The following is a 13,619-nucleotide window of genomic DNA, read 5'->3' as shown; positions in this document are numbered from 1 at the left end:
CCTAATCCTCCCTCGTCAGCACGAGGCAGACCACGTTGTTGCCGAAGCCGCCGAAGTTACAGGTGAATCCGACGCGGGCCCCCTCGACCTGACGCTCTCCGGCGTCGCCGCGGAGCTGCGTGACGATCTCGTGGACCTGGGCCACGCCGGTGGCGCCCACCGGGTGTCCCTTCCCCTTCAGGCCGCCGGAGGGATTGATCGGCAGCCGGCCGCCCAGCGCCGTCTCCCCCTTCTCGAGGGCGATGTGCCCCTTCCCCTTCGGGAAGAAACCCGCCTCCTCGCTCTCGGCGATCTCCAGGATGGTGAACGCGTCGTGCAGCTCCGCCACCCGTACGTCCGACGGCGCGAGGCCGGCCATGTCGAAGGCGGACTTCGCGGCGAGCCGCACCGCCGGCAGGTCCGTCGGCTCGGGGCGTTCGTGCACGGCGTGGCTGTCCGTCGCCTGGCCGACGCCGGCGATCCGGATCATCGGCCGGCCGAGCTTCTTCGCCGTCTCCTTGGAAACCAAGAGCACGCTCGCGCCGCCGTCCGAGACGGGGCAACAGTCGAAGAAGCGGAGCGGCTCCGACACGTAGGGGTTGTTGGTCATCGCTTCCGGCGAGTCGAGAATCCCCTCGACGGAGATCTTCTGGTGCAGGTGGGCGAACTCGTTCCGGAGCGCGTTGTTCTGGTTCTTCACCGCCACCATGGCGAGGTGCCGCGCCGTGACGCCGTACTTCTCCATGTAGAGGCGCGTGAACATCGCCGCCAGCGACGGAAGGGTCACGCCGTAAATGTACTCCGCCAGCGGGTGGGTCAGGGTGGCCACGAAGTCGGTCGCCTCCAGGTTGTTCACCTCACGCATCCGCTCCGCGCCGGTCACGAGAACCGCGTCGTGCATGCCCGAGGCGATCGCGAGGAAACCGGCGCGCACCGCCGACGCGCCCGAGGCGGGGCCGTTCTCGATCGCCTCCGCGCCGGCCGGCGTGAGGCTGAGCGAGTCGATGACGGCGCTCGCGAGCCCGCTCTGGTGGTTCACCCGCCCGGAGCCCATGTTGGCCACGTAGAGGTGATCCACTTTTTTCAGGCCCGCGTCCTTCATCGCCATCATGGAGGGATAGCAGGCGATCTCCGAGAGAGGATACTCGAGCCGTGTAAAGGTGGTGATGCCGATTCCGGCGATGTAGACGTCGCGCATGGCTACACCTTCCCTTCCTGCTTCCACCGCTGGAGCATGAGCGCCGTTCCGGTGGGGTCATAGAGGGAACGGGTCGCGGCGAGAAGATCCTGCGGCGGCGTGGGCGGATCGGAGGGGGGAAGGATTCCCGCGGTCGCCTTGGCGAGCAGCTTCTCCGGCACGGGGCGCCGCCCCACCACGAGGGTGCTTCGGGCGCGCTCGAAAAGCTCGCGGGTGAGCGCCCAGGAGGGGACGCCGCCCAGCTCGTGAGGAACGTCGAACCGCTTCTCCAGTTTGTACTCGATCATCCACCGCCGGAAACCGATGGGCGATTCGGCGACGATCAACACCTCGTCGTGGCCGAGCACGTCCATGTGGTACTCCATTTTGGCGGCGAAGGCGTGGGCGCCGATCCGGAGACCGCGCCGGAGTGCGAGCGTGTGGAGCGACATCCCCGTCTTGGCGTTCACCTGGCGGCCGTTCACGACGGCGGCGATCTCCCCGTCGATCTGGGCGACCAGCACGTACTCGTCCTGCATGCGGTGGCGGTAGTAGGCGAGCAGCTCCGAGTAGACGCGCGCGGCGACCACGTCGTAGAAGTCGCGCTCCACGTGCACCAGCGGCGCCACATAGGCGAGCACGTCCGGAATCTCGTCCCGTTCCACCTGGCGGATCACCATCTCCTCCCCGCTCGCGATGGTCATCTGCTTGGGCGGGAAGGGTGGTATGGGATTATCCACCGGCCTCAGAATCTTCTCCAGATCGACCGACATGCCGTCGTCCCCTTTCTGCGTTCGTTCCTTTCGGGCCGCCGGTCCGCCAGACCGAGGCCGTGTGATTCGATTGCTCCTATTATAGGGGGAACGGGCCGCAAACTCACCTCTTTGCGCGTTCCGTCCGGCCTCGGGGGAGGGTCGGGGAAAGGGGAAATACCGTTCGCCCCTCAATCGTTTGGGGCGGATAGCGGGGGAGAGCAGACTCCGGCTAGGCGGCGCCGGGGGGGCCGCCGGCCGCGCCGTCGTCCAGGATCGACGCCGGCGCCCGATAGTCCGCCATGAGGCCGAGCAGATCCTCCGGCTCTCCGGCGACCAGGACCATGGCGCGATGCTCGGGTCGGAGAAAGCCCTCACGTGCGGCGCGGTCCATCCAGGCGAGCAAGGGGTCGTAGTACCCGGCGGCGTTCAGGAGACCGAGCGGCTTCCGGTGCAGGCCGAGCTGGGTCCACGTGAGGATCTCCACGGTCTCCTCCAGCGTGCCGAGACCGCCGGGGAGCGTGACGAAGCCGTCGGCCAGCGCGGCCATGCGCGCCTTTCGCTCGTGCATCGTCTCCACGTACTCGACGCGGGTGAGGCCGGGGTGAACCCGCGCCTCCATGAATCGCGGAATCACTCCGGTCACTCGGCCGCCCGCCGCGATCGCTCCGTCCGCCGCGCGGCCCATTACGCCGAGCCGTCCGCCGCCGTAGACCATTTCCAGGCCGCGCGAGGCGACGACCCGGCCGAGACGCGCCGCGGCCTCCCCGAAACGACGGTCCCGCCCAGGGTTGGATGCAGCGTACACGCAGATCCTCTTCATCGCTTTCTCCCCGCCGCGGGACCCGGTCCGGCCGCCGGGCCCCGCGCACGGTTCGTCCGAGAATCCTTTAGGGCATTACATCCATGCCGAGGACTTCCTCGAGAAAAGCCCATTTGTCGGCTCGCTCCTGGATCTGCTTGTCCGTCGGCAGCCCGGCGCCGTGCCCCGCCTTCTCCTCGATGCGGATCAGGATCGGCGCGTCTCCCTCCTGCGCCGCCTGCAGCGCGGCGGCGTACTTGAAGGAGTGACTCGGCACCACGCGGTCGTCGTGATCGGAAGTGAGAACGAGAACGGCCGGGTATCGGACGCCGGGGCGGATGTTGTGATAGGGAGAGTAGGCGCGGAGCGTGCGGAATTGCTCCGGGTCGTCGGGCGAGCCGTAGTCGGAGGTCCACGCCCAACCGATGGTGAACTTGTGGAATCGAAGCATGTCCATCACGCCCACGTCGGCGATCACCGCGCCGAGAAGATCCGGTCGCTGGTTCGCGACGGCGGCGACCATCATCCCGCCGTTGCTCCCCCCGCCGATCGCCACTTTGGGCGTCGACGTATAACCCTTCTCGATCAGGTACTCCACCGCGGAGATGAAATCGTCGATCCCGTTCTGCTTCTTGTCCAGGATGCCCGCCTCGTGCCAGCGATTCCCGTACTCGCCGCCGCCGCGGAGATTGGGCACGGCGAGCATACCGCCCATCTCGAGCCAGACGAGCCAGTACGCCCGGAAATAGGGGGTCATGGAGATGTTGAACCCGCCGTAGGCGTAGACGAAGGTCGGATTCGAACCGTCCATCGGGATCCCCTTTTTGTGGACCAGGAACATGGGGACCCGCGTGCCGTCCTTGCTCTTGTAAAAAACCTGCTCCGTGACGAAGGAGGAGACGTCGTAGTCGATGCCGGGCGCGAAGAAGACTTCCGACTCGCCCCGCGTGAAGTCGTAGCGGTAGATCGTCCTCGGAACGTTGAAGGACTCGAAATCGTAGAAGAACTCATCCCAGTCCGGGCGGCAGCGAACGCCGTTCACCGCGCCGATATCGGGGAGGTCGATCCGGCGGACGAGATTCCCTTTCCCGTCGTGGAGGGTGAGGCGGGCCTTCACGTCCACCATGGCCGAAACCACGAAGTGACCGTGCGCCATGCCGATTCCGTCGATGACGGCGTCGCTCTCGGGGATCAGCGTGGTCCACTCCTTCTGCTCGGGCCGGTTCAGGTCGACGGCGATCAGACGGTAGTTGGGCGCGTCCTTGTTGGTGCGAAAGTAGAAAACGTCGCCGCGGTTCCCCACGTAGTCGTACACGCCGTCGAAGCGATCGAAGAGGCGGATCATCCCGCGGTTCGGGCGGCGCAGATCGAGCAGGTGGACGTCGTTCCGGCGGTCCGACCCTCGGGAGAGATTGATCAGAAGAAACCGTCCGTCCGGCGTCACGTAAGGATCGAAACCGATCTCCGGGTCGTCCGGCCGTTCGTAGACCAGCCGGTCCCGGGTCTGCGGATCCCCGAGACGGTGATAGTACAGCTTCTGGTTCTTGTTCACGTCCTCGTAGGCGTCCCCCTCCTTGGGAGGGGCGAAGCGGGCGTAGTAGAAACCCTTTTCGTCGGCGGTCCAGGCGGCGTCGGAAAACTTGATCCACTTAAGAATGTCCGGCATGTCCTTCCCGCCGGCGACGTCGCGGACGTGGAAGGTCATCCAGTCCGATCCGCTTTCGCTCGTGCCGTACATCACGTAGCGGCCGCGGGGGCTGATGGAGATTTGGGAGAGCGCGACGGTGCCGTCCTCGGAGAAACCGTTGGGATCGATGAGCACCCGCGGCTCGCCCCGGAGCGCTTCGCGGACGTAATACACCGACTGATTTTGGAGCCCGTCGTTTTTACTGAAGAAATAGCGGTTCCCCCGGCGGGTGGGCATGCCGAAACGTTCGTAGTTCCATAGCTCGGTCATCCGGTCGGTGATCCGCTTCCGCCCCGGAATCCCCTCGAGAAAACCGAAGGTGAGCCCGTTCTGTTCCCCCACCCACCGGTGGATCTCCTCGGAGTCCAGGTCCTCCATCCAACGATAGGGATCGGCCACCTTCGTTCCGTGGATCTCCTCCACCAAGTCCGTCCGGCGCGTCTCGGGATAGTCGACGGCTTCTCCACGGAGAGGGAGGAGGAGGAGCGGCGTCGCGAGGAAAAGAGCGATCTTTCGTCCTTTCATGGTCGTCCTTTCTTCTCGTTTCGGATTGGAACAAAGAGGGCGCCGGTGGGCATCCGCGGCCGGAAGGAGCCGGCGTGGTCGCGCCCGATCGGTTCTCCTGTCCCGCCGGTGGGCGAAGGGAGCATGGAACCCGATCTATCTCACTCGATCTCAATCGGTTATATGCCGCAGGGCAAGAAGCCCGTCCGCTCTTTCCAGCATAGTACCGGGGATCGCGGCGGTCAAGGCGCCGGAGGCGGACGGACGGCTAAACCGGGGCTCGGGCCGAGCCGATACGCGGAGTAAGACGGCCCATGAAAATAACCGGCGCGGACCGGAAGGAATCACATGGTGAGCGGACTGCGTATCCTCGTGGCGGACGACAACCCGATCAACCAGAAAGTCGCCCTCCGGATTCTGGAAAAGGACGGCCACTCCGTGTCGGCCGTCGCCAACGGCGCGGAAGCGCTCGTCGCCCTCGAAGAGAACGATTTCGACCTCGTCCTCATGGACGTTCAGATGCCGGAGATAGACGGATTGGAGGCGACCCGCCGGATCCGTTCGCCCGATTCGCGCGTCCGCGACCACCACATCCCGATCATCGCCGTGACGGCCCACGCCATGCAGAAGGACCGGGAGGCGTGTCTCGCCTCCGGCATGAACGACTACGCCTCCAAGCCGATCCAGCCGCGCTTGCTCCGCGAGGTGATCGCCCGGAACGTCTCCGCCGCGGCGGAGAGAACCGGCGCGGGAGCCGAAGGGGAGAATCCGGCCGGCGCGACGGCCGGAATCCCGGTGTTCGACCGGGAGGGGATGATGGATCGGCTCGACGGCGATGAAGAGCTTTGCCTGGAAATCGTCGACGTCTTTCTTCAGGACACCCCCGAGCGCCTGGAGTCGCTCATTCGGGCCGCCCGGGACGCCGACGCCGCCACGGTGGAATACCTGGCCCACTCGATCAAGGGAGCGGCGGGGAACATCGGCGCCGAGCGAGTCTCCGACATCGCTTTCCGGATCGAGAAAGCGGGAAGCAGCGGCGACGTGGAAAATGTCGCCGACATGGTCGACCGCCTGGAGAACGAACTGCGCGACCTGAACGCCGCCCTCCACGCGGCGGGCATGGTTCCCTCCCCCGCCACGGGCGGCGAGTAAGGGTCGCTCCTCTCCGCCGCGTTCCCCTTCGTCCTGGAATCCCCCGCGTCACGGCGATAGAATCCGAACGGACGAGCCGCTCCCGGCCGGACCCGCACGGGCCGCGCCGGTGCACGGGGCGGCGTCCGGCGGTCCTCCGACGGGTCCGGGAGAGCGATCCGGACCGGGTTCCTTCGCGCCATGACCCAAAAGACCGATCCACAAAGGGACGACCCGGCCGACGACGCCCTGTTTCGCGAGCGTGTGCGGGAAGTCTCGGAGCAGTTCGACGTCGCCCTCGGCCGGCCGGACCGTGTGGCCGAGGCGTGCGCCGCCATCGCGGCCCTGCTTCCGAATCCGCCCCCTCCCCGTCGGCTCGGCTGGCTCCTCCCCCTCGTCCCCTTCCTCCATCGCCGGAGCGGCGAGATCGCCTGGCATCTCTTCGAACTTCTCGACGGCGCGGTCTTCCACGCCGCCGATCCGCTCCCCTTCCTCCGCGGCATGATCGACGCGCGGGAGGGCGCCCTCGCCCGTCGAGCTCTCGAGCGGACCGTGGAGCGGATAAGCGAAGGCGCCGCTCCGCCGGCACCGGAACTGCTGGACGGCCTGGCCGACCGGGTGGAGGAGGCCGATTCCCCCTTCGCCGACGGCGAATCGCTGGAGCGAATCGGCCGCATACTGGCGCGCCTCCCCGTCGCCGGCGGCGGCGATCCCGACAAGGCCGCGCTCGCCCTCTTCCTCCGCGGACCGAGCCGGAAAATCCGCCGTCTCGCCGCCCGCGTCCTCGACCGTGAGGGGAAACCGGCGGACGAGGAGACCGCCCGGACGCTCCTGGGGGCGGAGGCGGCCGCGTTTCTGCAGCCCTATCTCGCCTTCACACGCGCCTCCCACCGGGACCTGCTTCATATCGCGCCCGAGGGGAAAGGGCCGCCCCCCATTCTGGAATCCCTTCGCGGCGCCGAGGAGGCGTGCCGCCGCCCGCTCCTCCGGGAGGTGATCGCCGAACTCGGTTGGAGCCGGGTCAACCTCGGCCTGGAGGCGCGGCCGGTGATCGGCGTGAGCGTGGGAGGTTCCTTTCCGCTGATGGTGTCGCCGGCGGAAGCGAACCTCTTCGACGGTTGCGAGGGCGCGCGGCGCATCTCCGGGTTGATCCTGATTCTGGCTCACGGCGGCCGCCGGGACGGGCGCCGGCCCGCCCGAGAGGAAGCGGACCCTGTGGAGCGCTTCCGCTCCGTAAACCTGGCCCACGCCGAGGTCCTCGCCGACATCCTCGACGTAGCTCCCCTCACGCGGGAGAAGGTGCTCCGGATCCTCGAGAGAATGGACCGGATCGTCGAGGACTACGTCTACCTCTTCTCCGGCCACGACGAGGAGTGCGAGCGGCTCCCGGAGATCTACGCCGCCCTCCACGCCGCGGTGCTCGCGGAGACGGGCCGCGAACCGGACGGGCCCTCCCTGTCGGCGGAGACGACCCGGCTCGTGCAGAGCTTCGAAGAGCCCCGCTCCGCCGGCGAGGTCCGAACGCTCCACGGCCTGAAACGCTACCTCCACCAACGCGGCCTACGCTTCGGCTTCCGCCTCGTCGAGAAGGGGCGCGCCACGCACCGCACGGTGGACCTGGTGCTCGCGTCGCCCCGGCGCGTCTCCCGCGTCTTCCGCGTCATCCGCTACGCCGACTTCGATCCCGAGGAGAGGGACGAGCAAGGGCCGGAGCGGATTCCCTATCCGGTCCGTCTCGTGGCGGAGGGGTTCGGCCGCCAGGCGCTTCACGGACAGGAGAATCTTCCTGACGTAAAGGTTTTTCTCTACGGCAACGAGGTGCAGTACTACATCGCCTACGGCACCCATCCCGCCTTCCTCCGGATCGACTACGCGCCCCCCCACCGCGGCGGGATGATCGACCTGGAGTTTTACGGCGTAAGTAAAAACGAAATCGCCCAGCACCCGAACCCGTCGCTCGGCGCGCTCCGCCTCTTCTTCCGGCGGCTCGAATACGACGTGCGGATCGAGGAGACGCGGATCCACGCCCGCTACGACAAGGAACGGGCGGTGGACCTGGGGGACCTGTGCGGGAAGGCGGAGGCGCTCTTCCGTCTCGTCCCCTATCTGATGGAGCTGGATTGGGTGATCGGCTCTCTCGACCTCCCCGAAGAAGCGCGGCGGCGCGTGGCCGTGTCGTGGGCGGATTCCTTCGCGATCTGGGGCGTGCTCCCCCTGCGGGAGCTGCTGAGCCGGGATCGGACGGGCATCCTGGTCGGCGTCGAATCCGGTCCGGAGGGGGAGCGGGAGATCCTATGGGACGGGCGCGGCCCTTACCGGGACCGCTTCCGGGAGCCGCCGCCGGGGTGCGTCCTCTCCGGCATCCCGCGGGCGCTCGAATCCCTCGGCCTGGAGGCGACGCCGATCCCGGAGGAGGAGGCGGAGCGGCCGGTCGGACAGATCGGCCTGGAGAGCGCGCTCCTGGAACCGCTCCGGCGGGCCGTCGCCTGCGGCGAGATCGAGGAGCGCCTCGAGGCGTTCCGCCGTCGCCCCGAAACGCATTTCCGCCGCGAACACGAAACGGAGCGCTTCGCCCGGATCCTGGCGGACAAGGACCGCGTGGTGGCGGAAGCGGCGGACCTGGCGCGGCTCGTGGCGGACCTGGGGCGGACCCTTCGCTTCCGGACCACCGGCAGCCTGAACGGCTATGAGGTGCAGCGCGCCCGCCTCGCCCTCCGCGGCCCCTCACTCGAGATCTACGTGCTCCGCGACGGCGGCGGCGTTTCTCGTCTCGCTTTCTTCACCCGCGGACCGTGCCTCTTCCTCCATCGCGAAAAGGGGCGCGGGCAGTGGCGATCCAACGCGAGCACCGACCGCGCCGAGCTTCACCGCGTGCTGCGCTCCAACGATTATCCGGTGATCGACGAAGAAGCCGCCGGAAAGGACGACCGGGAAACGGCGGCGCGCAAGCGGGAACGATTCCGCGCGCCGAACCCGGCGAGGCGGCCGCGGCCGGCGCCGGGGGAGAGGGTTCTCGCGGGGCTGAGAGCGTCGCCGGGACGCGCCGCCGGGTTCGCCCTTTTCGGCGTGGAGGGGCGGGATCCGCGCGATCTGGACGGCGCGGTTCTGGTCGCCCCGACGGTGCGGCCCGAGGACAACACCTACCTCTACCACGCCGCGGCGATCGTCTCCACCGGCGGCGGCGCTCTCAGCCACGCCGGCCTGATCGCGATCCAGTTCCGCAAACCCGCGCTCATCATCTCCGGCGAGTGGGAACGGGACTCCGAAGAAGGCGCCGCGGCGCTCCGCTATCGAACGTTGGAGTTCGAAGACGAGTTCCGCGACGTGGAGGGATACCGCGCGGCGATCCGGCGGCGTGTCCGTGAGAGAAGCCATCTCCTCCGCGAGGGGGATCTGGTCGTGGTCGACGCCGAGGAGGGGACGTTGCGCGTGCTCGGCCGGGGGAGCGACGTGACGGCGCTGCACGAGAGCTTCCTCCGCTTCGGCGAGGCGTGCCGCCTGCTCTCCGGCGCGACCGACGAGGAGGAGATCCTCCGGCTCCGCGGCGATCGCCTCCGGGCGCGCCACGGCATCGAGAAGATCCTCGTCCGCCTGGAGGATCCCGCGCTCGCGCGGCACGCCGTGCAGGAACTCTTCCTGAACCGCGCCTTCCGAGGCGAGGGGGAAGGATCGGAGAGGGCCGCCCTTCTCGAAACGATCCTGGAGAACCGGAAGGCGGGCGCCGTGGCGCGGGAGGAGTTGGAACGGATCGCGCGGGAGATCCGGGAAAGACACGACGCCTTCCAGGACTACGCGCTCCACCGGATCCCCGCGGCGCGCTCCGCCTTCGAGGCGCTCGGCCTCCGCCTCGACCTGCTCGCCCTCCGCGCGACCCTGGAGGACACCGGCGGCGCGCACCGACTTCTCGGCGCCGAACTCCCGCCGGAGAGAATCGACCCCGAACCGGTGGACCGCGCCGTGCGGAACCGGCTGGCCGAGCTGCGCCGCGATTGGATCGGACGCGTCGACGAGATGGAGCGCGCGCCGGACCACCGCGTAGGGCTCCGCCACGCGCTGCGCAAGCTCGCCCGGATCGACCGCGTGCTCGGCGTCCCGCCGGAGGAGAGCGAGCGATTCGAAAGGATCGCCGCGCGGGTCGACGAGGAAGACCGGCGAACGAGGGACCGACTCCGGGAGAGGCACGTGCTCCGCCCCGCCGACGGCGGTTTCCCCCTCTCTCCCCTCTTCGGATGGAAGGCGGCGAACCTGGCGGAGATGGAGCTGCTTCTCGGCGCCGCCGTCGTCCCCCCCTGGTTCGCCGTGACGGACAGCGCCTTCCGCGAAGCCCTCGAGTCCCCTCTCGGCCCGGCGGCGGACCGGGTGAGGGGGATCACCGGCAGGCCCTCCACGCTTCGCGAGGCGATCGAATCGGTGTCGGAGCGGGAGGATTTGGACCGAACCGATCGGTCCCGGCTGATCCGCTCCCTCTGGGAGGAGGTGGAGCTCCCGCGCGATCTCGCGCGAGAGGTGACGGAGGCGTACCGTTCGCTCTTCGCGGATGAGGCGTCCGGCGAGGGATCCCTCCCGTACGTCGCGATCCGTTCCTCCGCCCTCGAGGAGGACGCCGAGACGGCCGCCCGCGCGGGCGAGTTCGAGACCTTCCTCTTCGTGCGCGGCGGGCGCCCTCTCCTTTTACATCTCAAACGAGCTTGGAGCGGGCTCTGGACGGAGAGGGCGATCCACAACCGGTCGGTGCTCGAAATCGGGTTGGACCGGATCGGCGGCGGCGTGATCGTGCAAAGGATCGTCCGCTCCCGGGTATCCGGCGTGCTGCAGACGGTGAACGCGGCGGAGAGAAAGATGGGCGAGATGGTGATCGACGCCGGGCTCGGTCTCGGCGAAGGGATCGTCTCCGGCACGGTCGGCGCGGACCGGATCACCGTCGCCAAGGAAGAGGACCTCCAAACCGGAACGCTCCGTTTCCGCTATCGCACCGGAGACAAGCGGGAACAAATCGTCTTCGACCGCGCCGCCGGAGAGGGGACCGTCCGCACCGAGACGCTCTACCACCAGCGTTTCCGCCCGGCGCTGGAGTACGTGGAGCTGTGCGAGCTGGTGCGCACCGCGGACCGGCTCGAATCGGCCTACGGTTATCCCCTCGACATCGAGTTCGGCATCGAGGAGACGCGGCTCTGGATCCTGCAGGCCCGTCCGGTGGTCACCTTCCTCGAAACGTTGCGGGGAACGCTGCTAGGCCGCCCGCTCGCCCCTCCGCCCCCCTCGGACCGGAAGGAGAAGTCGCCATGATCGAAAGAGAGGACTCCCTCGCCTATCACGCCCAGGGGAGACCGGGCAAAATCGAGCTGCGCCCCACCAAGCCGTGCCTTTCGCCGCGTGAGTTGAGGCTCGCCTATCTTCCCGGCGCCTCCTTCCCCTCCGAGGAGATCGCCCGGGAGAGGGGGCTGGCCTTCCGCTACACCTCGCGCGGGAACCTGGTCGGCGTGATCTCCAACGGATCGGCGGTCCCCGGGCTGGGGGACGTGGGCCCCGAGGCGGCGAAGCCGATGCTGGAAGGGATGGCGGTCCTCTTCAAACGGCTCGCCGACATCGACGTGTTCGATCTCGAGCTGGATACGAGCGACCCGGACCGTTTCATCGAGACGGTGCGCCTCTGCGCGCCCACATTCGGCGGCATCAACCTGAAGGACATCCGCGCGCCGGAGGGGCTTTATATTTACGACAAGCTGAGCGAGAGCCTGGACATTCCCGTCTTCCACGAGAACCTGTACAGCAACGCGGTGGTCGCCGTCGCCGCGCTCCGAAACGCCCTCGACCTGGTGGAGAAAAGGGTCGACGGGGTGCGGGTGGTGATCTGCGGCGCCGGCACGGTGGGGACCGGATGCGCCCGGCTTCTCCTTCGACTCGGCGTGCTCCCCGAGAACCTGCTCGTCTACGACGAGCGGGGGCTGATCCGGCCGGACCGGAAGGACCTGCACGATTACCAGCGCGCCTACGCCCGGGAGGACACCGCGCGGGATCTCGCCGCGGGACTGGACGGGGCGGACGTGTTCGTCGGCGCCTCGGCGGCGGGCGTGCTCGACCAGGACATGATCCGGAGCATGAACCGCTTCCCCGTCGTTTTCGCCCTCGCCACGCCGGAGCCGGAGATCGGTTACGAGGAGGCGCGCGCGAGCCGCCGGGACCTGATCTTCGCCACCGCGCTCGACAGCCACCCCAACGCGGTGGTGGACCTGCTCAGCTTCCCCTACATCTTCCGGGGGGCGCTGGACGTGCAGGCGACGCGGATCACCGAGGGGATGATGCTCGCCGCCGCCGGCGCCCTCGCCGACCTGGCCCGGGAGGACGTGGTGGAAGAGGTGGAGCGGGCCTACGGCCGCGAGCGGTTCAGCTTCGGGCCGGAATATCTTTTGCCTAAACTGATCGACCCGCGCGTGCTGGTGCGCGAGTCCGCCGCGGTGGCGCGGTGCGCCGTCGAGGAGGGAGTGGCCCGCCTTCCGGTGGAGATGGAGGCGTATCAGGAGAGCCTGACCGTTCGCTTCGGCACGGGGCGGGAGACGCTCCGGGGGCTCATGATGCGGGCGCGCCGGAGCGGCCGCCGGGTGGTCTTCACCGACGGCGCCGACGAGGCGGTGCTCCGCGCCTGCGCCATCCTCACCGACGAGGGGATCGTCCGGCCGATCCTGCTCGGCCGCGAGGAGGAGGTGCGCGCCGCCGCGGAACGGGTCCGCGTCGACCTGGGAGGCGCCCGCGTGATCGACCCCGCGAAGAGCGGGCGCGCCGACGCCTACGCGGAGGCTTACTTCGCGATGCGCGGGAGGCGCGGCGTGGTGCGCGCCGTCGCGGAGAGGCGCGTCGCCCGAGAGGAGATCTTCGCGGCGATGATGCTGCACGGCGGCGACGCGGACCTGATGATGGTCGGCTCGCCCCCCGGCGCGGATCCTCTCCAGGCGATCCGGGAGGTGATCGGTCCCGCCGAGGCGATCCGCAAGATCTCCGGCCTGCACGTGGTTCTTCTGCCGAAGAGGATCTGGTTCCTCGCCGATTGCGCGGTGAACCCGGATCCGACCGCCGAGGATCTGGCGGAGACGGCGCTCCTCGCGGCGCGAACCGCCCGCTCCCTCGGCGTGGAGCCGGCGGTGGCGCTCCTCTCCCTCTCCAACTTCGGCGCGGTCGATCACGAGTCGGCGCGGCGGGCGCGGCGGGCGGCGGAGATCGCCAAGGAGCGCGCGCCCGGGCTCGCGCTGGACGGGGAGATGCAGCTCGCCGTCGCCGTGGACGGCCGCCTCCGCCGGGAGCAGTTCCCCTTCTCCACGTTGGAGGGGGACGCGAACGTGCTCGTCTTTCCGGATCTGCAGTCGGGGCGCCTCGCCCTCCACTTGCTGCAACACCTCGGCGACGCGGTCTCCATCGGGCCGCTCCTTCTCGGCACGCGCCTCCCCGCGCACATCCTCCCGGAACGACCGACGGTGGAGGACGTGGTCAACCTGACCACGCTCGCGGTGGTCGAGGCGATGGGGGAAACGGCGGGGGAGTGAAAAAATACTTCGGGGACAGGGAAAAGGAAGAGAAAAGCTCACGAGCGGAAAA

Annotated in this window: 7 protein-coding genes; 3 read left to right on the top strand and 4 right to left on the bottom strand. The window is 68.6% G+C overall.

Translation table 11 applies throughout. The features are described from left to right. Nucleotide 1 precedes the first annotated feature (1 nt). The 4 genes from JW958_01285 to JW958_01270 all read right to left on the bottom strand — a co-directional run bounded on the left by JW958_01285 (nucleotide 2) and on the right by JW958_01270 (nucleotide 4,922). Nucleotides 2–1,177: an acetyl-CoA acetyltransferase gene (locus JW958_01285; protein MBN1824866.1), complete on the bottom strand. Its 1,176-nt coding sequence runs from the start codon at nucleotides 1,175–1,177 to the stop codon at nucleotides 2–4. Nucleotides 1,178–1,179: 2 nt separating this feature from the next. After that, nucleotides 1,180–1,929: a hypothetical protein gene (locus JW958_01280; GenBank protein MBN1824865.1), complete on the bottom strand. Its 750-nt coding sequence runs from the start codon at nucleotides 1,927–1,929 to the stop codon at nucleotides 1,180–1,182. A 211-nt stretch (nucleotides 1,930–2,140) separates the two neighbouring features. Next, the gene (locus JW958_01275; GenBank protein MBN1824864.1) at nucleotides 2,141–2,731 is read right to left on the bottom strand and encodes a TIGR00730 family Rossman fold protein; all 591 of its coding nucleotides are present in this window, start codon (nucleotides 2,729–2,731) and stop codon (nucleotides 2,141–2,143) included. 67 nt (nucleotides 2,732–2,798) lie between these two features. Further along, nucleotides 2,799–4,922, bottom strand: coding sequence for a S9 family peptidase (locus JW958_01270; protein ID MBN1824863.1), 2,124 nt, complete (start codon nucleotides 4,920–4,922; stop codon nucleotides 2,799–2,801). A gap of 330 nt (nucleotides 4,923–5,252) precedes the next feature. Here JW958_01270 and JW958_01265 point away from each other — a divergent pair, with 330 nt between their 5' ends. The 3 genes from JW958_01265 to JW958_01255 all read left to right on the top strand — a co-directional run bounded on the left by JW958_01265 (nucleotide 5,253) and on the right by JW958_01255 (nucleotide 13,567). Then, entirely contained in the window at nucleotides 5,253–6,053 is an 801-nt protein-coding gene (locus JW958_01265) for a response regulator (protein MBN1824862.1), read from the top strand. A 180-nt stretch (nucleotides 6,054–6,233) separates the two neighbouring features. Further along, nucleotides 6,234–11,318: a hypothetical protein gene (locus JW958_01260; GenBank protein ID MBN1824861.1), complete on the top strand. Its 5,085-nt coding sequence runs from the start codon at nucleotides 6,234–6,236 to the stop codon at nucleotides 11,316–11,318. Further along, complete coding sequence (locus JW958_01255) at nucleotides 11,315–13,567, top strand: NADP-dependent malic enzyme (GenBank protein MBN1824860.1); 2,253 nt, start codon at nucleotides 11,315–11,317, stop codon at nucleotides 13,565–13,567. Before JW958_01260 ends, JW958_01255 begins: the two co-directional genes overlap by 4 nt. Nucleotides 13,568–13,619: the final 52 nt, after the last annotated feature.

The sequence above is a fragment of the Candidatus Eisenbacteria bacterium genome, from assembly GCA_016930695.1.
GTDB lineage: Bacteria > Orphanbacterota > Orphanbacteria > Orphanbacterales > Orphanbacteraceae > JAFGGD01.
The sequence above is the reverse complement of the archived record's forward strand: the minus strand, read 5'-3'. Positions and strand labels throughout refer to the sequence as shown.

Coding starts and splice junctions, on each gene's coding strand:
- JW958_01285 (MBN1824866.1), bottom strand. CDS start 1,177: ATGCGCGACGTCTACATCGCCGGAATCGGCATCACCACCTTTACACGG.
- JW958_01280 (MBN1824865.1), bottom strand. CDS start 1,929: ATGTCGGTCGATCTGGAGAAGATTCTGAGGCCGGTGGATAATCCCATA.
- JW958_01275 (MBN1824864.1), bottom strand. CDS start 2,731: ATGAAGAGGATCTGCGTGTACGCTGCATCCAACCCTGGGCGGGACCGT.
- JW958_01270 (MBN1824863.1), bottom strand. CDS start 4,922: ATGAAAGGACGAAAGATCGCTCTTTTCCTCGCGACGCCGCTCCTCCTC.
- JW958_01260 (MBN1824861.1), top strand. CDS start 6,234: ATGACCCAAAAGACCGATCCACAAAGGGACGACCCGGCCGACGACGCC.
- JW958_01255 (MBN1824860.1), top strand. CDS start 11,315: ATGATCGAAAGAGAGGACTCCCTCGCCTATCACGCCCAGGGGAGACCG.